The sequence below is a fragment of the Pseudomonas sp. PA-1-3F genome (assembly GCF_021609665.1).
In the GTDB taxonomy this organism is placed as follows: Bacteria; Pseudomonadota; Gammaproteobacteria; order Pseudomonadales; family Pseudomonadaceae; genus Aquipseudomonas; species Aquipseudomonas paracarnis.
The window spans coordinates 93546-115754 of sequence record NZ_WJZD01000021.1 but is presented as its reverse complement, the minus strand read 5'-3'; the positions used below and the strand labels follow the sequence as shown (position 1 = coordinate 115754).

At 61.5% G+C, this 22209-nt stretch carries 13 protein-coding genes; 1 reads left to right on the top strand and 12 read right to left on the bottom strand.

Annotated features, from left to right (window positions below; all coding sequences use genetic code 11):
* Positions 1-412: 412 nt before the first annotated feature.
* Positions 413-2668, bottom strand: a complete 2256-nt coding sequence (locus GIV26_RS16735; RefSeq protein ID WP_236281573.1) for an ATP-dependent DNA helicase — start codon at positions 2666-2668, stop codon at positions 413-415.
* Positions 2665-4311, bottom strand: a complete 1647-nt coding sequence (locus GIV26_RS16730) for a VRR-NUC domain-containing protein (protein ID WP_236281571.1) — start codon at positions 4309-4311, stop codon at positions 2665-2667. The genes GIV26_RS16735 and GIV26_RS16730 overlap by 4 nt, the downstream gene beginning before the upstream one ends.
* 189 nt (positions 4312-4500) lie before the next feature.
* Here GIV26_RS16730 and GIV26_RS16725 point away from each other — a divergent pair, with 189 nt between their 5' ends.
* Positions 4501-4725, top strand: a complete 225-nt coding sequence (locus tag GIV26_RS16725) for a YgdI/YgdR family lipoprotein (protein WP_003191162.1) — start codon at positions 4501-4503, stop codon at positions 4723-4725.
* A gap of 120 nt (positions 4726-4845) precedes the next feature.
* On the opposite strand, the gene GIV26_RS16720 is transcribed toward GIV26_RS16725, so the two are convergent.
* From GIV26_RS16720 to GIV26_RS16675, 10 genes are all read right to left on the bottom strand, one after another.
* Complete coding sequence (locus GIV26_RS16720; protein WP_236281569.1) at positions 4846-6270, bottom strand: polyurethane esterase; 1425 nt, start codon at positions 6268-6270, stop codon at positions 4846-4848.
* A 128-nt stretch (positions 6271-6398) separates the two neighbouring features.
* Positions 6399-9506 carry an autotransporter serine protease gene (locus GIV26_RS16715; RefSeq protein ID WP_236281567.1) on the bottom strand — a complete coding sequence of 1036 codons (3108 nt, stop codon included), beginning with the start codon at positions 9504-9506 and terminating at the stop codon, positions 6399-6401.
* A 205-nt stretch (positions 9507-9711) separates the two neighbouring features.
* Complete coding sequence (gene eprS / locus GIV26_RS16710; protein ID WP_236281565.1) at positions 9712-12669, bottom strand: autotransporter serine peptidase EprS; 2958 nt, start codon at positions 12667-12669, stop codon at positions 9712-9714.
* Positions 12670-12811: 142 nt separating this feature from the next.
* The gene (locus tag GIV26_RS16705) at positions 12812-14152 is read right to left on the bottom strand and encodes a TolC family outer membrane protein (RefSeq protein WP_034127692.1); all 1341 of its coding nucleotides are present in this window, start codon (positions 14150-14152) and stop codon (positions 12812-12814) included.
* Positions 14153-14154: 2 nt separating this feature from the next.
* The gene (locus GIV26_RS16700; protein ID WP_236281563.1) at positions 14155-15468 is read right to left on the bottom strand and encodes an HlyD family type I secretion periplasmic adaptor subunit; all 1314 of its coding nucleotides are present in this window, start codon (positions 15466-15468) and stop codon (positions 14155-14157) included.
* Positions 15465-17216 (bottom strand): type I secretion system permease/ATPase, encoded by a 1752-nt coding sequence (locus GIV26_RS16695; RefSeq protein WP_034127694.1) that lies wholly within the window; start codon positions 17214-17216, stop codon positions 15465-15467. The genes GIV26_RS16700 and GIV26_RS16695 overlap by 4 nt, the downstream gene beginning before the upstream one ends.
* A gap of 100 nt (positions 17217-17316) precedes the next feature.
* Positions 17317-17685, bottom strand: a complete 369-nt coding sequence (locus tag GIV26_RS16690; protein ID WP_054898107.1) for an AprI/Inh family metalloprotease inhibitor — start codon at positions 17683-17685, stop codon at positions 17317-17319.
* Positions 17686-17733: 48 nt separating this feature from the next.
* Positions 17734-19167 carry a serralysin family metalloprotease gene (locus GIV26_RS16685; protein WP_054898106.1) on the bottom strand — a complete coding sequence of 478 codons (1434 nt, stop codon included), beginning with the start codon at positions 19165-19167 and terminating at the stop codon, positions 17734-17736.
* A 369-nt stretch (positions 19168-19536) separates the two neighbouring features.
* Complete coding sequence (locus GIV26_RS16680) at positions 19537-20640, bottom strand: DmpA family aminopeptidase (RefSeq protein WP_236281561.1); 1104 nt, start codon at positions 20638-20640, stop codon at positions 19537-19539.
* Positions 20641-20649: 9 nt separating this feature from the next.
* Positions 20650-22014 carry an APC family permease gene (locus tag GIV26_RS16675; protein ID WP_034127698.1) on the bottom strand — a complete coding sequence of 455 codons (1365 nt, stop codon included), beginning with the start codon at positions 22012-22014 and terminating at the stop codon, positions 20650-20652.
* Between the last annotated feature and the right edge of the window lie 195 nt (positions 22015-22209).

Genomic DNA, 22209 nt, shown 5'->3' with positions numbered 1-22209 from the left:
CATCTTTGGGGTTGATCAGGTAGACCACCAACGGCACCTCGGTATGCCGCAGGCCGATACCGCCATGCGCCCCTTCGATATCACCATCAATGGCCGGTTCCATCAGCGGAACAACGATGGGCGGCAGGAGGGGGTTAAGTGTTTTGTCCTTGGGCATGGCGAGAGTCCTCACGGTCGTGCGCTGTTGGCTTACCACTATCAAACGCCTGAAATCGCGGCGTGCCTACTGTCAGAATTAACAGGTAGTGCAGGATGCCCCTGGATCGGTACCTGTTAATTCTGACAGTAGCCAGTGCCCGGTTTCAGGCGTTTGATAGCGCCAACAGCACACTTCGTAATTACGTGATTTCGACCAGTTTCACTCGGGCGGGCGCCGTAGGCTTGGATGAGTCATTGCGCAGGGTGTGGACCATCATTTAAATGCCCACCATTTGGGCAACAACTGCCGCACCCGCTGCTCCCCAAACCGGTCATCAATCAACATCACCACCCCCCGATCCTGTTGGCTGCGAATCACCCTCCCCGCCGCCTGCACGACTTTTTGAATACCCGGGTACAGATACGTGTAGTCGTACCCCGCGCCAAAAATCGCGCCCATGCGCAGTTTCATCTGCTCGTTCACCGGGTTGAGCTGGGGCAAGCCCAGGGTGGCGACAAACGCGCCGATCAAGCGCGCGCCGGGCAAGTCAATGCCTTCGCCGAACGCTCCGCCCAGTACCGCAAAGCCGATGCCCTGGCTGTGCGGGGTGAACTGGTCGAGAAAGGCCTGGCGCTCGGCCTCGGCCATACCTCGGGATTGCAGCCACAGCGCAATCTGTGGGTGTCGCTCAGCCAGTAGCTGCGCGACCTGTTGCAGGTAATCGAAGCTGGAGAAAAACGCCAGATAGTTACCCGGTTGCGCGGCGAACTGCTGGGCGATCAATGCCACGATGGGTTCCAGCGATGCCTGGCGATGCACGAACCGCGTGGAGATCCGCTCAACGATGCTCACCTGCAACTGCTCGGCCTTGAACGGTGATTCAACGTCGACCCAGGCGGTGTCCGCTGGCAGGCCCAGCAAATCGGCGTAATAGTGCCGTGGGCTCAAGGTCGCGGAAAACAACACGCTGCTGCGCGCAGCGGTCAGCCTGGGCCGGATGAACTCGGCCGGTACCACGTTGCGCAGGCACAGGGTCGAGCTGCTGCGCTTGGCGGTGAACGAGCGCTTAGTGATATCGAAAATAAAGTGCTCGTTAAACAGCTCCGCCACTTTGGCCCATTGCAGCGCGTCGAAGTAGAAGGCTTGCAGGTCACCGGTGAGGGCATCGGGGTGATCGTTGAAGTAATCGCCCATGGCGCTGGTGCACAGGCTCAGGGCCTGGAGCAGTTTGTCGGGTTTGGCGGCGTAGGCGTGATAAGGCGCCAGTTGATCCTTGTGCAACGCGTTCCACTCACGGTTGAGGCGCTGCAAGGGTTTTTTCAGCGCTTCGGGTGCACTGTCACGCACGGTCATGAGGCTGTATTGATCCAGGCTGGCGCTGTACATCGAGCGGGCTCGCTCGACCAGGTTGTGGGCTTCATCCACCAGCACCGAGACCTGCCATTGGTTGAGCTGGGCGAGGCCGAACAGCATCGCGCCAAAGTCGAAGTAATAGTTGTAGTCGGCGACGATCAGGTCGCTCCAGCGCGCCATTTCCTGGCTCAAATAGTACGGGCAAACCTGATGAGCCAGCGCCACGTTGCGCAGGCTTTGCTGATCGAGCAGGCGCACCTGGGACGCGGCCTGGCGGGCGGCAGGCAGGCGGTCGTAAAAGTCCTTGGCCAACGGGCAGGAGTCGCCATGGCAGGCTTTGTCCAAGTGTTCACACGCCTTGTCCCGGGCCACCAGTTCAAGCACACGCAGTGGCAGATCGGGACTGCTGTCGTACAACACCTGCGCAGCATCCAGGGCCAGCTTGCGCCCGGGCGTCTTGGCGGTGAGGAAGAACACCTTGTCCAGTTGCTGCGGCGCCAAGGCCTTGAGCTGCGGGAAGATAGTGCCGATGGTCTTGCCAATGCCGGTGGGCGCCTGGGCCATCAGGCACCGGCCGGTACTCACCGCTTTGTAGACCAACTCGGCCAAGGTGCGCTGCCCGGTACGGAAGTCGGCATGGGGGAATGCCAGGCTATGCGCGCCAGCGTTGCGTGCCGCGCGGTGCTGCATCTCCTGCCGGGCCCAGTCCAGGAACAGCGCGCATTGTTGCTTGAAGAACTGCTCAAGGTCTGGCGCATCGAATCGCTGGTTGAGCAAGGTTTCGCCTTCGCCGACGATATCGAAGTACACCAGCGCCAGGTCGATCTCACTGAGCCCGAGCTTCTGGCACATCAGCCAGCCATACACTTTGACCTGGGCCCAGTGCAGTTGCCGATGGTTGGCGGGCTGGGCAGCGAGGTCGCCGCGGTAGGTCTTCACCTCTTCGAGGCGGTTGCTGTCCGGGTCATAGCCGTCCGCCCTGCCCCGTACTTTGAGTTGCTGGTACTCGCCTTCAAGCGCCACTTCATTCTGGTAGTGCGCATTGCGCCGTGACGCTACCGTGCGATGGCCGACGATGCCTTCCTGGGCGCTGGGCGACGGCGTAAAGCGCAGGTCGAGGTCACCGACCTTGGCCGTGAACTCACACAGCGCCCGCACGGCCACGCTGTAACTCAAGCGGGTTGCTCCGCCCAGCGCACGTAGCAGACGGTGACTGGCATCTGGTGCTCGCCGCAGAATTGCAGCCAACGCAACTGGTTGTCTTGCAGACGGTCGCCGGGGCCTTTGACCTCGATCATGCGATAGGTATTTTGCGCGGGCCAGAACTGGATAAGGTCCGGCATCCCGGCCCGGTTGGCACGGATATCCTGCAACAGGCGCGCAAACCAATGGCGCAAGTGTTCGGCGGGCAGGCAGGCCAGGGCTTGCTCGAGCAGTTCTTCGTTGAGCAGGTTCCAGAACACAAAAGGCGACTGAATGCCCCATTTCTCTACATAGCGTTGGCGGATGCTAGCCTTGTAGCGACCATCCTTCAGTTGTGCAAAGCACGCGGCAAACAAAGCTTCTCGACGTTGATAAAAGTCCTCGCTGTGCAAATCCGCCGGCCCACGCTGGAACGGGTGGAAGAACGCCCCCGGCAGCGGGGCGAAAATCGCCTCCCAGCACAGCAAGCCGAACAGCGAATTGATCAGGCCATTCTCGACGTAATGCACGGGCGCATCCGGTTCGCTCAGGTGCGCCAGCACACTGGATTCCACCGACAGCAGCGGCTCCTGCATCAGTGCCAGGTCCAGGCGCGCCACCGCTTGGGGTTTGGCCCTGGGCAGCGCCGGCCCGCCAAGTTTGCGCCGCAGGCGCGGCACTACCCTTAGCAGTTGTTGGTGTTCAGCGGCGCTGTGTGGGGCCTGTTGTGCCTCGGTCGCCAGGGCCATGGCTTGGGCGAAATCCTCCTGGCGCTCCAGTACGCGAATCAGCCGCGCCCGGGCACCGGGGTGCGTGCAGCCGCGGTAAATCTGTTCGGCCAGCGCCAGCTCGGCGCAGCGTTCGCAATACTGGCCGATCTGGAACAACAGCTTGGCGCGGCGCTTTTCCAGCCAGGGGTTGTCGGTACACAACGTGGCGACCTGCGCCAACACCGTATCCAGCGCTTCACCGGCTTCAAAGGCTTGCTGGCACTGGTTCAGGAACAGGAACCCATGCACGTCGTCCCGGCTGCGTAACCCACGCGACTCGGCGCAGAACTCGACTTTTTCATAGGTGTAGATGCCCAGGTCTGCCAGCACGAATTCCGACCAGTCCTGGTGCAGATTGCCGAAGAACATCAGGCGCAGGCGATCACACAACTCCATTACCGTCAGGCTGTAGAGCGCGTCGTCCACGTCGGGGCACCACTGGGCAAAGCTGCGCGGCTCGGTAAATTGCGCGGCCAAGGGTTCAAGCCAGTCGGCTTTGTTACCCTTGGGTTGGTCGATCCAGGGCTTGAAGGCACCGAGCAATTCACTCTTTTGCAGCAGCGCGAAGAGGGTGGCAAACGGCAGCGGGCTTTGATCCTCCACCCATCCCAGCTCACGCAATGGCCCCGCCGCCGCATGGGGGCAACCGATTTCCAGGTAATGGAGTTTAGTGGCGCGAAAATGCACGCCCTTGCGCATCACCATGCGCACCAACAACGCCTGGGAGGCCTGGGGTAACCTGTCAAATTGCTGAATGAATTGCTGTTCGTGCGCATTGAGCAAATCGGCGTAGCGTTGCCCCAACCAAACCAGCACTTGGCGGAAGTTATGCAGGTAATACAGGGGGTCTTCGAGGGGGTTGGCCATGGTGCAATGCAATCAAATACTGGTTATGCATACAGAGTGCCGGGGCAAAGCCGTTGTTGCAATCAGTAATAGATAAATGGCGCCTGCAACTTTTTGCAAAAAAACAATCTGATGAGTGGGTTGATCGCGTAATATTTATGGCCCCGCAAGCAGACGCTGCGGGACTTTTCAGGGTTAAAGGTAAGGGTTATGAACATGAAGAATTTGGGTCTGCCACTGGTTGCACTCACTTTTCTGGTATTGGCCGGTTGCTCCACGCAAACCGTGGTGACCTTGCAGAACGGCACGCAGTATTTGACCAAGGACACGCCCAACGCCAAGACCGCCGACGGCTTCTACGAGTTCACCGATATTGCCGGCAAGCGTATTCGTATCAAGGCCGATGATGTGGCCACGGTGCGTAAGGAAAAATGATCATCTAGCAAAACCCATCAAATGTGGGAGCTGGCTTGCCTGCGATAGCGATTTTTCAGTCACCGCATGGCTGTCTCGACCGCCGCCATCGCAGGCAAGCCAGCTACCACACCGAATGCGTTAGCTGATGACTATCCCCTCCCCCGACAGACTGCTCACACCCACCAGCGTCACCGAATCCGTCCCAAAGCCAATGACTGTATCCCCGCCCACCACCTTGATGTGATCGCGGTAATCATTGCTGCCCGCCACGTCGTTGAACACCAGCTTGTCCGTCGCCTGGTAGCCGATCACCCGGTCATTGCCAAACTGCCCGCTGAACAAAAACGTGTTGTGCCCACTGCTGTCGCGGATGGTGTCATTGCCCTTGCCACCTTCGATAAAGTCCGCGCCCCTGCCGCCTTTGATCAAGTCGTCGCCGTCGCTGCCGATGATGAAGGTATTGCCCTTGTGCGCCTCGGCATTGCGGTTGAGGTCTTGCACCCAGGTGGTGGCCCGTGCCGGGTCGGACAGGTTGGCGACGATCACCGTGGAGTCGCGGGTCATCTGTTCGTAGAACCCCGAGTCGAGGATACGGGTCATGCCGTCACCGTAACCGGTGGGCAAGTGCGAAACCCAAGTGGGCAGGTTGAGGATGGAAAACGGCAGGACGTTCCACAGGGATGAGGCGTAGTGATCGTTGAAACTGACAATGTTGTCGGTGCTCGATTCGTGGGCCTTGTCGTGCACGCCCAGGGACGACAGGTTGAATGACGAGCCATCCAGGGCTCGGAATACTGGATCGTTTTCATAACCGACGTTAAGCACCTTGTCGCCGGCGCTCTGGGTCGGCGATGCGTAGGCCACGTAATTGGCATCTTTATAAAAACCCGACCAGGTACTGTCGCTCAAGTCGGCCATGCTGTTGACCGCCATGCCACCGAGGCTGTGCCCGCTGACCACTACGTCATTGCCGCCCAGGCCCTGGGCGCTGGCGTAGTCCGCCACGTTCTTGAGCAACCCGCCAAAAGCCTCCCCCGCGTAGTTCTTGGCATAATCCTTGGGCCCGAAGGCGGCGAGCAGGTCGTTGATCACATCGCCGATGGAGTCGGTGATCACGTTTTCCCGAGGCCCTGAAGTGCCGCGGAAACTGATGCCGATTTCCAGCAGCTTGCCAGCGTCATCGTACTTGCCCAGCACCTCGGCCTGCGCCGTGCCGTAGCCGAATTTTTCGCCAAAGTAGGTGCCGCGTGCATCGACCTTGCCGCTATAGCCCAGGGTACTGGCGCTGATGGGCGTCCAGCCGGCTGCTTGCACCGCCTCAAGGGCGGCTTTTTCCGAGTCGGGGTTCCAGGGAATCCCGGGGATGACCCCTTGGGCATTGCTGCCGCCAATCAGCGCGCTGACCAGGGTGGCCGGTAACCCCAGCCCGAGGCCATTGTTCTGGTAGCCGACGGCAAAGCCGTTATCCAGGTTGTGGTAGGAATACAGCGTGATCGCCATGGCATCGGCGAACAACGCCTTGGAGCCCTCGGTACCGAGGTTTTTATAGTCAAAGATACCCATTGGTAGTGCCTCTCTGTTGTTGGATTTGTAGAGAAAGCCAAAACACCTGTTATCCGTTACCACCTGTAGGAGCGAGCTTGTGTGGCGAGGGAGCTTGCTCCCTCGCCACAACCAACTGCACCTGGCCTTTAGAACGCCCAGTCCAGGCTCAAGCCGACACCGTGCACCTTCTCCTTGCTGGCCAGCAGGCCGTTGTAATCGAAGTTCACCCGCGCATCCTTGCTCAATGCCAGGCTGACCCGTGCCCCGACCAACGCCGCATCGCGCACCATTGGCGCACTTTCCACCGTGAACGAAGGGCCGCCCGAGGCAAACGCCAGGTGCTGTTCCGAATCGGTGCTGCTCAGGTTGTGCTGCCAGCCCAGGGTGCCGGAGACTTCCAGTTGCTGATGGTCGTTGATATTGAAGGTCTTCAAGGCCCGCATACCCAGGGTACTCAGCACCAGGTCACGGCTGTCGTCGCCACTTCTCAGCGCGGCGGCGTCGCCCTTCTCTTTGAAGCTGTCAGTTGCCAGGTGCACGTAGGCCAGGTTGGCGAACGGCTCCAGGGCCAGTGGTTGCAGGTTGATGCGGTACGCCGCTTCCGTGAACACCTGGGTACTGTGGGCATCGACCTTGGCTTTTTGCTTGCCGCTGACATCGCCGTATTGCAGGTCGCGTTTGACATCGGCGCGGTGCCAGCTGTAGGTCGCGCCGCCACTCAGGCGCCAGGCGCCGATTTCATGCCCGGCATAGGCGCCGAAATGGTAGCTGTCGACCGAGGCGCGGCTGTGGGTGCCGCTGCCCATGTTCAACGACGTGTCGCTGTAACCGGCCACCAGGCCAATGCGCGTGGTCTCATCGACGGCGCCGTCCACACCGGCGAGCATGCCGCCGATAGAGGTGGTGTAGCCCGCCGTGTCGTTGCGGCTGTCGGTCTTGCCCCATGCGCCCAATGCCTTGACCCACACGTTGCCACGGCTGTCGATGGCTTGGCTGGTAGCGCCCATCTCGCCATTGCGCAGACGCTCGCCCACCGCTTCGCGTACGTAGCGGCTGTCATTGACCAGTGCGGTTTCCAGCGCCGGGTAGACTTCCCCACTCAGTTGCTGAAACGCGCCCTGGGCCGAAGCGGCCGTGGGTGCCAGCAGCAGGCTTTCATACACACCGTTGCCCGCGCCCAATTGCTCGACGGCTGCGGCCACGGCGCGCTGGTTCGGCGTGGCGGCCACACTGGCGAAGCTGTTGGTGCGTGCCACATCCAGCTGCACGCCGTTGGCGGCATAGTTCAAGGTACCGCCGACAAACAGGTAGTTGGGAACCACTGCCGCGAAGCTGCCGGTGACGCCACCTGCCGCTTGCAGGATGTTGTATTGGCGGCCGATCAGACTTTGGGCCTGGGGCGCGCTCAACAAGGTCGGGCTGTTTTCCAGGGCCAGGGTCACGGTGCCGCCGTTGAGGGTGGCCGTGCCGCCCGCGACGATACGATCGCTGCTGGTGGGCGACAGTTCTACCGCATAGGTCGAGCCCGGTTCAAAGTTGACGTTGCCCGCCACGTTCAAGGTGCCAATGGAATTGCCCGGTGCCACGGTACCGCCGCTTTTCGCGCTCAGCGAACCGATACGCCCCGAACCACCGACCACGCCGCTCTGGCTCACGGTGACGTCGGAGGTGACCGAACCGTTGATCGCCAGCAAGCCCTGGTTGACCAGCGTCGGCCCGCTGTAGGTGTTGGCGCCGGTGAGCACCAAGGTACCGATGCCCTGCTTGGTCAGGCCGCCATGGCCCGAGATGTCGTTGCTCCACACATCGCGCCCGCAGTGCAGGTCATCGCACACACGCTGGGTGGGTTTGCCGGCATCCACCACCGCGCCGACGCCCGGCAGGTCCGCCACGAACTGGCCGCTGCCGTAGGCGCCGTCGATACGGAACTCGGCCGGGATATCCTCGGCGGTGATAAACATCCCTGGGCCGTTGACCGCCTTGCCCAGGTTGATCATGCCCCAGCCATAGAGGGAGTCGATGCCCGGCGCGCCGAGGTCGGTGGCGGTGGTCTTGAGCACGGTGGATATCTGGTCGCCGCTCATGTACTGGAAGCGTTCCATCAGCACCGCTGCGCTGCCGGCTACGTGAGGCGCGGCCATGGATGTGCCGTTGAAGTTGGCGTAGTCGTTGGTGAGGTTGTCCAGGTTGGTGCCGTTGATGATCGAGCTGTAGATCTTGGTGCCGGGCGCCGATACGCAAAAGCTCGCCGCATAGCCACAGCGCGACGAGAAGGTGCTGATCACATAGGGGTTGGCACTTGCGGTGTCCGGGTTTTGCTGCAAAGCGGCCACCGACAGCCAGTTGGGGGCAATCTCCGGCACAAAGTACGCCAGACCGGAAATGGCATCCGGGTTGTTACGGTTGTAGTCATTACCCGCGGCGAAGATGGTCAGCACACCGCTGCGGGCCGCATCGATGGCGCCTTGATAAGCCCCCCCTGCAATTGTGCCCAGGATCGGTCGAATGGTATTGAATTGCGCCTGGGCTTCGTTGACGGTGAAATTGGGAAACGCCGGATCGCGCCCGCCCTTGGCGTACTGATCACCGATGCCGATACCCCAGCTGTTGTTGATGATGAGAGCGCCGCTGGCAACCAGCGCATCCCAACCGGCTTTGTACACCGCGCCATCGTTGCCCAGGATAATTCCGTCTTCCGGGCCCGGGTCACCGTTTTCGGCACTGATGATTTGCGCATTGAACGCCACGCCATGCATCGGCCCGCCATCGCGGTTACCCGCAGCAATCCCGCCGACATGCGTGCCGTGGTTGCCCAGCTTGCCATTGGAGCCCAGGGACGGAGTGCCGTCGTAACGGAATGCATCTCCGGCCTTCACCGGGATATACGGGTCGGTGTATTGGCGGATGCCCTCGGTGACAATGGTCACCACTTTGTTGGGGCTGGCGAATTCCGGATGTGGCGCATACACCGGCTGGTCGAAGATCCCCAGCTTGACGCCCTTGCCGGTATAGCCGGCCGCATAGGCGGTGTCGGCGTGCACGGCGCCCAGGCCCCAGTCAGCCTTGAACTCATTGCTGCGCCAGCTGGCGGCGTCGCCCAGTTTGCCGGTTTCCACATAGGGTGCAGCCTGGGCGGTCCCCAGGCTTGCCAGGCAACACAGCAACGCGCCGTATGGCACGCAGCTCAGCGCCTTGAGCGGATAGCCCGGGCCTGTGTGGATGGCGGTAGTTAACCCTGACTTGCGTTTTTTCACGGTGACCTTCCTTAGTTTTCTTATTGCACGTGTGTAAATCACTTTCTCCAGAACACCGCCGCTGATCGTTCCCACGCTCCGCGTGGGAATGCGGCCCCGGACGCTCTGCGTCCCAAAGCGTGACGCGGAGCGTTACAAGAGGCGTTACCACGCGGAGCGTGGGAACGATCAGCGGAGCGTGGGAACGATCAGGTTCGCGGTGTCTTCAGAACTGCCAGTTCAGGCTCAAGCCCACGCCCTGGGTTTTCGCGCGCCCACCCAGTTGGCCGTTGTAGTCCAGGTTGACCCGTGTCGATGCATTCAGCGCCAGGCTGGCCTGCACGCCCACCAGGGCGGCATCGCGCAGCAACGGTGCACTGCGCACCGCGAATGAAGGCCCGCCTGCGACAAACGCCAGGTGCTCTTCGGACTCCACCGCCGTCAGGCTGTGTTGCCAGCCCAACGAACCGGATAGGTCCAGTTGCTGGTGGTCATTGAGGGCCAGGGTTTTCAGGGCACGCACGCCAAGGGTGCTAAGCACTGCATCACGCCGGTCGCTGCCGCGTTCCAGGGCAGCGGCGTCGCCTTTTTCGTGGAAGGACTCGCTGTTCAGATGCACATAGGCCAGGTTGGCAAACGGCTCCAGGGCCACCGCTTGCAGGCGGATGCGGTACGCGGCTTCGGTGAAGACTTGCGCCGTGGTCGCGTCCAGCTTGGTTTTTTGCTTGCCGCTGACATCACCCCATTGCAGGTCACGCTTCACGTCGCCGCGATGCCAGCTGTAGGCACCGCCGACGCTCAGGCGCCAGTCACCCAGCTCGCGCCCGGCGTACGCGCCAAAGTGGTAGCTGTCGATGGACGCCGATGAATGGGTACCGCTGCCCATATTCAGCGAGCTGTCGCTGTAGCCGGCGACCACACCCACGCGGGTCTGCTCATCCAGCGCGCCATCCACGCCGGCCAACAGGCCACCGATGGAGGTGGTGGAACCCGCCGTTTCAGTGCGGCTGTCGGTCTTGCCCCAGGCGCCCAGCGCCTTGAGCCACAGGTTGCTTTCACCTGTCACTGGCACATGGCGCAGGCGCTCGCCCACGGCATTACGCAGTTGCAGGCTGTCGTTGATCAGCATCGCACCCACGGCGGGGTAGATTTCCCCGGACAGTTGCTGCAAACCCTGCTGGGCGGTGGCGGCTGACTGCGACTGCAGCAGGCTTTCATACACTGGGTTGCCAGCGCCCAATTGCTCGGCCGCCGCCGCAACGTTGCGCTGGTTGCGGGTGGCGCCGACGCTGGCGAAGCTGGCGCCATTGCGACCGACATTCAGTTGCACGGCATTGGCGGCGTAGTCGAGGGTGCCACCGAGGAACAGGTAGTTGGGCAGCACTTGCCCGAACTGGCCCTGGATACCGCCCTCTGCCTCGAGAATCGAGTATTGGCGGCCGATCAGGCTTTGCGCCTGGCTCTGGCTGAGCAACGTGGGGCTGTTTTCCAGCGCCAAGGTGACGGTGCCGCCGCCCAAGACCGCATTGCCGCCCGCGACAATACGGTCGCTGCTGGTAGGCGTCAGTTCAACTGCATAGGTCGAGCCCGCGCCGAGGTTCACATCTCCCGCTACCTGCAAGGTGCCCACGGAATTGCCCGGGGCCACACGGCCGCCGTTGTTTACCGACAACGCGGCAATACGCCCGGAACCGCCGAGGGTGCCGCTGTCATTCACCGTCACTGCCGAGGTCAGCGAGCCATTGACGGTCAACAGACCACCGTTGACGAGGGTCGCACCGCGATAGGTGCTGTCGCCGCTGAGCACCAGGCTGCCGGCACCGGCCTTGATCAGGCTGCCCTCGTACACGCGGTTGGCAGCGGCCTGCTCGCGGGCGCTGCCAATGGCGTAATCGGTCTGGTCCTGCTGGCTGGCAGTGACGCCCACGCCGTTTTGCCAGCCCTTGTCGATCAGGGTTTGCTGCCAGGCAGTGTGTTCGGCGCGGTCCTCGGCCTGGCGCTGAAGCAGCGCCTGGTCGGAGATGCCATTGCTCCACACATCGCCCTGCCCGGCGGCCAGGTTCACCTCCATAGGCCCGAGCAATTGCCCCGGGCCATGCATCGCCCGGCCCAGGTCAGGCACACCCCAACCGACAATCGCATTGGGCGCCTGGGTGATCGAGCCGTCGAGCTGCGTGGCGGTGGTCAGCAGCACCTGCAAGGCTTGCTCGTTGGTCATGTAGGGATAACGTTCCATCACCAGCGCCAACGCGCCGGTGGCATGGGGCGCTGCCATCGAGGTGCCGGACTTGACCCCGTAACCACCGTCAGGAATGGTGCTGTTGATCAGCGCGCCGGGGGTAGAAATACACCAGTACTTGGCAATGCCGCACTTGTTGTATTTCTGATTATTGGCCTTATCCAGCCCAGACACGGCAAGCCAGTGGCCTTCCAGTTCCGGCTGGAAATACGGCAAGGCCGAGCGCACGCTGGCGTTGGCATAGCCGCTGTTGCCGGCGCTGAACACGTTGATCACGCCGGCCTTGGCCACGTCCGCTGCCGCGTCCAGCCAGGTGCCACGGTTGTAATGCTGGGCGTACGCCGCGTGCATGTTGTCCAGGGTCTGGTAGCTGACGTCCTTGGGCTGGCTGCCCCAGCTGTTGTTGATGGCGCGCACGCCGGAGTCCACCAAAGCGGTGTACACGGTCTTGAAGTATTTGGGATCAGGGGTGGGGCCGAACAGGAAGCTGTCGTTGGCGTTGGTGTTGCCTACATAGACTTGCGCGTTGTAGGCCACGCCATGCATGCCCACGCCGTCGCGGGCGGCGCCCATGGTGCCGGTGACGTGGGTGCCGTGGGAATCATTGTTCGGGTTGAGCGCGCCCGTGGTGCTGAAGGCGCTGCCATCGACATAGGTGCCAGTGGCGGTGACCGGGTGGAAACGGTCTTTGGAGGCTTCGGGGTGATTGGCATCGAACCCTGAGTCCAGCGCGCCGATTTTCACGCCTTGGCCGCTGATCCCGGCGGCGTAGGCTTCATCGGCTTTCATGCGGCCCAGGCCCCAGTCGCTCTGGTACTCGGCAGAGCGCCAACTGGCGGGGTTACCCGGCTGGCCGGTCTCGGTGTATTGCGCCTGTGCCGCAACGGACAGCAAGAGCAAGGAACCTGCGGTGAAGGGTTTGAAACGCGGTGAATCGGTGATCATGTGCACACTCCCTATTATTGTTATTCCCTGCCCTGTGGCGAGGGCGCTTGCTCCCGCTGGAGTGCGAAGCGCTCCCTAAAAAAGCCGGCTCCAGCTTCGCTGTCGAGCGGGAGCAAGCTCCCTCGCCACAAAACACGCGCTCCTACAGTTTTCCATCCGGGCCGAAGGCTTCGTCCACTTTGGCCAAGTCGGTATCGCGCAAGTTGCCCGCGTAGTAGTGCAATTTGGTCCAGGCCATCAAGTAGTCATAACGCGCCTGGGCCAGGTCGCGGCGGGTGCTGTACAGCTGCTGTTCGGCGTTCAGTGCGTCGAGGTTGACGCGCTCGCCGCCGAGAATGCTTTGCTTGGTCGACACCACCAGCGCCTCCGCGGATGCCAGCGCTTTCTGATAGGCGCGCAACTTGCTCACGCCTGACAAGCACGCGCTGAACTGGCGACGCAGTTCGATCAGGGTTTCGCGGGTCTTGCCCTCCAGCTCGTACTCGGCCTGCTCCATCGCACGGCTGGCCTGGCGGGTGGAAGCCGAGATACCGCCACCGGCATACAGCGGCATGCTTACTTCGACGCCGATGGTGTTGGTGTCGTAGCGCTGGTTATAAGTGTTGCCGCTGTCGGACTCCTGTTTGCGCGAGGTGGCATACGCGGTGATTCGCGGCAAATGCCCGGCGCGGTTGCGTTCCACTTCATAGCGCGCCACTTCCAGGGACTGGCGTTGCGACGCCAGCACCGGGTTGTTGGTGAGTGCCAACTCATGCCAGGTGTCGTAGTTGGCCGGGGTCAGGGTGAACGCGGCGAAGCTCTGGTTCAGGGGTGCCAGATCGCTGATGTTGACGCTTTGCACGCCGATCAACGCGCCCAGTTCCCGGAGCGAGGCGTCCTGCTCATCCAGGGCCTGGATCTCTTCGGCGGTGGCCAGCTCATAGCGCGACTCGGCTTCCAGGATATCGGTGCGGGTGCCCTCGCCTTGCTGGAACAGATGCCGGTTCTGCTGGAACTGTTGTTCGAACGCCTTCTTCTTGGCCCTGGCGATGTCGATCTGGTCCTGGGCGAACAGCGCCTGGGTGTAATAGCTCAACACCCGCACCAGCAACGCCTGGCTCTTGTCCCGAAAGCTTTCATCGGCGAACAGCGCCTGGGCTACGCCCTTGCGGTAGTTGGCATAGGCTTCGTAGTCGAACAGCGGCTGTTGCAGGCTGAAGGTCGAGCCATAGCTGTTGTAGTTGCGGTCGTCGCGATAGCTGCCACCGCGACCGTCAGGCAGGTGCGCCTCGGAGTTGTTGCGGCCCTTGTTGTAGTTGTAAGACAGCCTCGGCAGCAGCCCGGCGCGGCCAATGGTGCGGTTTTCCAGGCCGGCGTCGCGCTCCTTGATGGCGCCCAGGAACACCGGGTCGTTGCGCAGCGCCTGCTCGTATACATCGAAGGGTCCCATCGCGGCCTGGGCACTGCCACACACCAGCAACAGCGAAATGAACACTGGCTTCATGCTCATTCCTCGGTCAACGCGGAGCCGGCACGGTCCAGCAGCGGCTTGAACAGGTAATTGAGCAAGGAACGCTCGCCAGTACGCACGAACATCTCGGCGGGCATGCCGGGCTTGATCACCAGGCCGTTGAGTTTTTCCATGGCCGCTTCGCTGACGCTGGTGCGCAGCACGTAATACGGCGCCCCGGTTTTTTCATCGAGCATCTGGTCGGCGGAGATCAGGCTGACTTCGCCCGGCACCCGTGGCGTGCGGCTCTGGTTGAAGGCGGTGAAGAGGATGTCGACCGGCAAGTGCGTGCCGACCTTGTCCACCAAATGCACCGGCAGGTGCCCTTCCACTTCCAGGCGTGTGCCCTGGGGCACGATCTCCAACAAGGTTTCACCGGCACGCACCACGGCGCCTTCGGTATGCACGCTGAGGTTGACCGCAATGCCATCGGCCGGCGCGTTGATTTCGCTGTGTTGCAGATTGAAGCCGGCGGAGGTCAGTTGTTGCTCAAGGGTCAGGGCGCGCAGTTGCGCGTCGGCCAGTTGGCTGCGCACTTCCTTCTGATACTCCTCGCCGTGCTGCTGCAATTTGAGCCGCGACTCGACAATGCCCTGCTCTATCCGGCCGCTTTCCCCGGCGTTTTGCGCCAGGTCCTGCTGCACCTGGGACAACTGGCGCTGGTAGTCCATCAGGCGGTTGCGCGGGATATAGCCGTTGTCGGCCAAAGGTTGCAGATTGCTCAGTTGCGCGCGCAGGGATTGGGCCTGGGCGGTCAAGTCACTGCGGGCACGGCGCATACCGCTCAACTGCGAGGTAGCCCCCTCGATGCTGGCGCGGATCCCGGCTTGTTCACGGGCAAACGCGTCGCGACGGCTGCTGAACAACTGGCGCTGACCTTCCAGCACCAGCATCAGGGCCGAATCGGGATTGGCGCTCAGCTCAGCAGGAAAGGTAACACCGGGCAGGTTGTCACGCTCGCTCTGCCAGCGCGCCACGCTGGCCCAGGCCATGCGGTACTGGGCTTGCAGCGATTGCACATCGGCCTGGTTCTGGGTCTGGTCAAGGCGGAACAGCGGCTGGCCTTGCTTGACCAGTTCGCCCTCTTTTACCAGGATGCGGCTGACCACACCGGGGCTGAAGGTTTGTACCGCCTTGCGCTTGCCCGACACCACCACGGTGCCTTGTACCGGGATGCCCTGGTCCAACGGTGCAAGGCTGGCCCAGAGGAAAAACCCACCGGCACCGACAATGGTCATCACCCAGCCCATTTTTACGAAAAAGCCGGCATCGCGTTCTTTGATTTGAGGTTCAACGGTAAGGCTGCTCATGCGCCTGGATTCCTTCCGGCCTGGTACTGACGACTGAAACTGACACCGGTTTTTTCTTTCGGCGCTTCCTGCTGCCCGGACAACGCCCGCAGCACCTCTTGGCTGGGCCCGAACGCTTGCAGTTGGCCTTCGCCGAGCACTAGCAACTTATCGGCCTGGGCCAATGCCGAGGAACGATGGGTGACCAGCACCACGCTGCTGCCCTGGGCTTTCATCTGCATGATGGCGCTGGCCAATGCGGCTTCGCCGACGGTGTCGAGGTTGGAGTTGGGTTCGTCCAGCACGATCAGCCGCGGCCCGCCGTACAGGGCGCGAGCCAGGGCGACCCGCTGTTTCTGGCCGCCGGACAAGCCACCGCCGTTGTCGCCCAGCACGGTGTCGTAACCCTGAGGCAGGCGCAGGATCAATTCATGCACACCGGCCTGTTGTGCGGCCTTGACCACCAGCTCCGGGTCGGCCTCGCGAAAGCGCGCGATGTTGTCGGCGATGCTGCCGCTGAACAGCTCGATGTCCTGGGGCAAATAGCCGATATGCGGGCCGAGGTCGTCGCGGTTCCAGCGGTGAATATCCGCGCCGTCCAAGCGCACGGTGCCGGCCAGGGTCGGCCATACGCCCACCAGCACGCGAGCCAGGGTGGACTTGCCGGAGCCCGACGCGCCCAGCACGCCCAGCACTTCGCCGGCAGCCAGGTTGAAGCTGACCTGATGCAGGGTCGCCATGCGTCGCCCCGGCGGGCCGGCGCTGACCTGCTCGAAACTGACCTGGCCGTGGGGCGCAGGCAAAGCCATGTGCTCGACCTCTGGCGGGAATTCGCGCAGCAGTTCGTCGAGGCGCTGGTAGGCCAGCTTGGCCGAGCTCCATTGCTTCCACACTGCAATCAATTGGTCGATGGGGCTGAGTACGCGGCCCATCAAGATGGAGCCTGCGATCATCATGCCGGCGGTCATGTCGCCCTTGATCACCAGGTAGGCGCCCAGGCCCAGCACCAAGGATTGCAGGCACAGGCGCAGGGATTTGCTCAACGAGGTGATGATCGAACCGGTGTCGCTAGCCTTGTTCTGCAAACCCAGGAACTGCGAATGCACGCCAAACCAGCGTTGGCGCAGCGCACCAAGCATGCCCATGGCCTGGATGGTTTCGGCGTTGTGCAAATGGCTGGTGGCCAGTTGGGTCGACTGCTGCGAAAAACCGCTGGCCTCGCCCAATGGCTTTTTGGTCAGGTATTCGTTAAGGCACGCCAGGCCAATCAACAGTACCGCGCCGGCCGTGGCCAGCACGCCGAGCCACACGTTGAACAGGAAAATCACGAACAGGTAGATCGGGAACCATGGCGCATCAAAGAATGCGAACAGCGCAGGCCCCGTGATGAATTGGCGCAAAGCAGTCAGGTCGCCCAAGGATTGCCCGGCATGCCCCTGGCCACGCTGCAAGTTGCGCTCGAAGGCGGCCTTGTACACGCGCAAGTTGAAACGTCGCTCCAACTGGCTGCCAATGCGGATCACGATGAAGCTGCGCACCACTTCCAGCAGGCCGATAAACGCAAAGAAGCCCACGACCATCAGCGTCAACATCACCAGCGTGGTTTCATTCTGGGAGGACAACACACGGTCATACACTTGCAGCATGTAAATCGAGGGCACCAGCATTAATAGGTTAATCAATGCCGTGAAACAGCCAACGCTGATCAAAATACTCTTGTACTCACCCAGCGCCCTGAATAAGGGCGCCACCCCATGGGACTTCGCCATATTAATTGTTTTTCCTTGCAGCGAATTACGCAAAAGGGTCACCCCTACCAAATAGGGTACGGCCGCCTAACAAATCGAGTTATATGCTTATAACTTTTAATTAAGGTTTACGTTGCAGCGTTACAACTTCGCCAGCTTTAGTGCGGGCTTGATAGTCGCCCTCTTTCTGGCGATTCAAATGGGTGATCCCCGAGCCTTCAGCGTTAAACAGCCAAATACCATCCGGCGTGGGCGACCACGTCAGCGGCTTGTCGCCCAGCCATTGCTCGGCACAGGCGATATCGCCTTCCAAGACGTTGGCTTGCTCCACTAACTTGAGCGCGCACACCTGATCCTGCTGCTTCAGTTCCCACTGCCCGGCAAGCTGCGCGGAAGTGGGTAATACAAGACTGCTAGCCATTGCGTGGGCTCCTGCCGACACGAACAACACCTGCACAACACAGGCGATCAAATGGGAAAAACGTGGCATATCCAACTCCAGCCTGGAGCGCGGCGCCGAAGCGCCGCGCGCTTTACATCAGGCTACGATGTCACTGGCAGCCGCCTGGCCAACGGTGGTGACGAGGAAATCCGCCACGCCGTGCCCGGAGAAGTCCACCGCCAAGGTGCCCAGGTTGGTACCTGAGGCATAGGTCAGTACAGCATCGCCGGCATGCCCGGTAAATGCGTTGACGAAGGTCACGCCCGCACCCTTGGTGATACCGGACAGGTCGATCTTGTCCGAACCGGAGGTGAAGTCGAAGATCTTGTCCGCAGCCCCTGGCTTGGAGTCGGAACTGGCACCGTACACGAAAGTGTCGCTGCCAGCGCCGCCCCACAGCTGGTCTGCACCGCCGCCGCCGTAGATGAGGTCGTTGCCGGCCCCGCCCTTGATGGTGTTGGCAACCTGGTTACCAATGATCAGGTCGTTACCCGAACCGCCGAACGCGTTCTCGATGGTGACGCCCTTGGCGATGGACACGTTGCCCACCAGGCCGCCCACATCAGAGAACGAGGTGGCAGTGAGGTTGATCTTCTGGTTCTGGGTGAAACCGGAGAAGTCCAGGGTGTCGTTGCCGCCACCGTCCCATACCGAAAACACCAGCTTGTCGGCATTGGAAGTGGCGCTGAGGAAATCACGCCCGGTGTTGGAGTTGAACCCGTAAGTGGTGTCCGTGGCGCGGGTGTTGAAGTTGGCACCGTAGAGCTTCTGGATCGCCGCAATGTCGTCGATCAGCGGGCCGGAAGCGTAAGCCTCGACGCCGCCCTTGCTGAAGTTCTGGTTGGTGTTGCTCTCGCTCCAGTAACTCATGAGGCTATAGCCACGCGTGTCCTGTCCATAGGTTGCGTCGTTATAGGTCGGGTTGCCGTTCCCGGCGTTGTAGTCGCCAGGGTGAGCCAGGCCCAGGGTGTGGCCGATTTCGTGGGTCAGGGTCTGCCGGCCATAGTTGTTCAGGTCCGGGGTCTTGTTCGGCGTGTAGCTGTTGTTGGTCAGGTACCACGAAGTGCCGTCGTAGCCTGCACCGGTACCGGGCAGGTAAGCGAAGGCCGCCGCGCCGTCCTGGCCGCTGCTGTAGTTGCCGAAGGTCATGTGGCCGTCACCGCCGGAAGCCTTTTCGGTAAAGGTCACGTTGGCGACATCCGCCCAGGATTGCATGGCCAGTGCGGCCTGTGCTTTCTGCTGGGTGTTGAATTGGCTGAACCCCGAGATGCCATGTTTGTTCATGGTGCTCTGGGTAGCCGAGGTGAGGAAGGTGTAGGTCAGATCGATCTTGCCGTTGCCATCAAAGTCCCGGTACGCAGCACCATCCCGCAGCAGCTGGGTCGCTGCCTGGTCCACGGTGTAGGACGGTTTGCCATTGACCGTGAGATTACCGCCACGGTCATACAAATGGCTGAAGCTATCGATTTGCGAGTAAGCAGTGCTGGCTTGCGCGGCAGATACAATAGCCTTGTCTTTTACTTTTGACATAAACGTACTTCCTTGTTTGCAAGTGCATCAGTCTTTGTTCGATAGGAACCTCGCGGGCGAGGATAGTCCTATCACTCACCTCTTTTGAAGGCGTAAGAAAACTGACACAACTTGAAATCTTTCGTCTACATCTATTTCCATCGCACAATTGTGACGCAGGTTCAAGTTGCAGAAGTCCCACGCAGTGTTTATTGGGGGCCGTTGCGTTTATGTGGCCGAATCGGCGCACACCACTATTTAAATATTAAATACAAGTAAAGCCGCTCTAAGCGAACGGCTCACTTGATTAATGGATCCAATATATTGTCACGGTGTCATTAGCAACATTAAAGAGCCACTATTCGCACTATTAAAGTGCGCTGTCCCCCATTACCGGGACATACTCCAGCCACACTGTTGCAGCGCTGCCAAGAGGGTCTCGCCAGCCAGGCCCGGCACCTCGACGCCGTCTTGGGTGGTCATGTCTTCACCTGCCAGAATGGCGTTGATGATCGCCTCCTCCACCACCTCTGCCGCCGCGCTGAACAGCGGCGAAATATGGTCGTTGTTGACCATCTGCAACCCGGTGCTGAGGGGCAGGTCCTTGCGCCCATAGTCGGCCGGTGGCAAATCACGGTTACCGGTGGCAAACGCCAGGAACAGGTCGCCGCTGGAATCTTCGGTGCCGCCACCGGTACGCGCGATGCCGATGGACGCGCGCTGCGCCAGGCGCTGGCATTGGTGGGGCAGCAAGGGGGCGTCCGTGGCGATGATCACCACGATGGAGCCCATGCCGGGGGTGCCTCGCTCGGCAAAGGGCGAAGCAATGTCCATCAAGTGACGGCCCACCGGGTAGCCATCGACCCGCAGCTCCTGACGCTTGCCATGGTTGGCCTGCACCAGTACGCCGACAGTCCAGCCGCCCTGCTCTGCTGGCAACCGCCGTGACGCCGTGCCGATGCCGCCCTTGAACTCGTGGCAAATCATGCCGGTACCACCGCCCACCGCGCCTTCCTGCACCGGGCCGCTTTCGGCCTGGTCCAGAGCCTGGCGCACATGCTCTGGGCGCACGTGCTGGCCCCAGATATCGTTGAGCAGGCCATCGTAGGTTTCCATGACCACCGGCATGCACCAGTACACCGCAGGGTCCGCCAGGCGCTCGCGCTCCAGGGCGATCAGGCTGTCGCGCACCACCCCGATACTGTGGGTGTTGGTGATGGCCATCGGCGTGGTCAACAGCCCCGCCTCGCTGATCCACTCAAGGCCCGTGGCGTCGCCGTTACCGTTGAGCACGTGGTAGCCGGCAAAACACGGTTGCTGCCGCGCTTCCCCGGCTCGCGGCTGGACCAGCGTGACGCCGGTGCGCACCTGCTTACCGTCAACACAGGCCTTGATCGTCGAGTGACCGACGCGAACCCCGGGAACATCGGTGATGGCATTCAATTCGCCGGGCATGCCCAACCCCAACGTAATGCCCAATTGACGTGCACGCATACCCACTCCTTACAGTTTCTGGAACGCCGGACTCAACCGGCCACTGATGCAATACAAGATCACCGACAGGGCCAGCAAGCCGATGATAATCATGATGTCGCGTACCGAGGCCTCCAGGATCAAGGTGACCAGCAGGTAACCGGCACCCAGTACCGCCAGCAATGCCGGCAGCGGCCATAACGGCATGCGATAGGGATGCTCGCGATCACGCAGCAGCACCCGGCTCATCAGCGCGCTCAGCGCCACCACCAGGTACACCAGCATAATCAGCAGCACGCTGAACGAGGTCAGGTCGGCCAGGTTAGAACTGAAGCTCAACAGCGCCGAGGGTATCGCCAGGAACAGCGTCGCCAGCCACGGCGAGTCCCAGCGCGGGTGAATACGCGTGAACAGCTTGTTGATGCTCGGCGTCCACAGCGCATCGCGACCGCTGCTGAACACCACGCGGCCAATCTGGATCACGATGGCAACGATGGCGTTGAACACCGACAGGAAAATCCCGGCACTCACCAGCCGCGACAAGGTTTCATTGCCATGACTGGTCAACAGATAGCCGATCGGGTCGGGGCTGCTGATCATTGCGCTCAGGGACGGCGCGCCGATCAACAGCGCAGTGATCGGCACCAACTCGATGACCACCACCAACCCCAACGACCATAGCACCGCCTTGTGCACGCCCTTGCCGCCGCACTTCATGTCTTCGGCCAGCAACACCGCCGGGCCGTAGCCGTTGAACGAGAACAGGCCGATGCCGACGGCGCCGATCACCAAGGCCCAGGGTGCCAGGTGCAACACGCCGTTTTCGACGATTTGTGGCTGCAACAACACACTGGCCGGTTGCACCGGGTTACCGAAGCCGATCACCACAATCACCAGCAACGCCGCCACTTCCAATAGCAGGCAGGTGCCGGTGATCCAGGCGTTGAGCTTGATGTTGAGGATGCCCAGGGCGTAGCTGCACACCACGATCACCAGGGCGACAGTTTGCGAATCGAATGTCGTGCCGAGGGCGTTATTCAGGTAAGTCGCCGCACCGGTCGCCAATACCGGCGGGATAAACAGCAACATCACCAACACTGTCAGGAAGGTGGCGTAACCGGCCATGCCACCAAACACGCGCTTGGCATACACATACTCGCCGCCGGCGCTGTTATGGGCGCGGCCGAGTTCGGCGTAACAGAAGGCGAACATCAACGCGAGCAACGCCGCCATCACAAACGCCAGGAACACGCCACTGCCCGCCTGCTGGATGGCAAACGGGGCGATCACGAAGACGGAACTGGCCGGCGTTACCGCTGAAACGGTAATCGCCACGACATCAAAGACGCTCAGGGTGGGCTTGAGCACGCCATCGGGCGCGGGGGTGGCACTCATATCGTTATCCTCTGTCGTTGTTTTTGGTGTGAGGCAGGAACGAAAAATGATTGTTCCTCGGGATATGCTTCCCGTTGGACAGTGTCGACGTTATCGGCTGGTGGGGCTGCCGGCCAATTCCCCTATTGGCGTACTCCCCTTGACGGTGCCCTGCAGAAGCCTAACCCTTGGCCGATCATTTGAGGGTGGGGATGT

Bases quoted from the DNA above. Each gene is read 5' to 3' on its own strand.
- GIV26_RS16685 (WP_054898106.1), bottom strand. From the start codon at position 19,167: ATGTCAAAAGTAAAAGACAAGGCTATTGTATCTGCCGCGCAAGCCAGC.
- GIV26_RS16675 (WP_034127698.1), bottom strand. From the start codon at position 22,014: ATGAGTGCCACCCCCGCGCCCGATGGCGTGCTCAAGCCCACCCTGAGC.
- GIV26_RS16720 (WP_236281569.1), bottom strand. From the start codon at position 6,270: ATGGGTATCTTTGACTATAAAAACCTCGGTACCGAGGGCTCCAAGGCG.
- GIV26_RS16695 (WP_034127694.1), bottom strand. From the start codon at position 17,216: ATGGCGAAGTCCCATGGGGTGGCGCCCTTATTCAGGGCGCTGGGTGAG.
- GIV26_RS16690 (WP_054898107.1), bottom strand. From the start codon at position 17,685: ATGCCACGTTTTTCCCATTTGATCGCCTGTGTTGTGCAGGTGTTGTTC.
- GIV26_RS16725 (WP_003191162.1), top strand. From the start codon at position 4,501: ATGAACATGAAGAATTTGGGTCTGCCACTGGTTGCACTCACTTTTCTG.
- GIV26_RS16730 (WP_236281571.1), bottom strand. From the start codon at position 4,311: ATGGCCAACCCCCTCGAAGACCCCCTGTATTACCTGCATAACTTCCGC.
- GIV26_RS16705 (WP_034127692.1), bottom strand. From the start codon at position 14,152: ATGAAGCCAGTGTTCATTTCGCTGTTGCTGGTGTGTGGCAGTGCCCAG.
- eprS (WP_236281565.1), bottom strand. From the start codon at position 12,669: ATGATCACCGATTCACCGCGTTTCAAACCCTTCACCGCAGGTTCCTTG.
- GIV26_RS16700 (WP_236281563.1), bottom strand. From the start codon at position 15,468: ATGAGCAGCCTTACCGTTGAACCTCAAATCAAAGAACGCGATGCCGGC.
- GIV26_RS16680 (WP_236281561.1), bottom strand. From the start codon at position 20,640: ATGCGTGCACGTCAATTGGGCATTACGTTGGGGTTGGGCATGCCCGGC.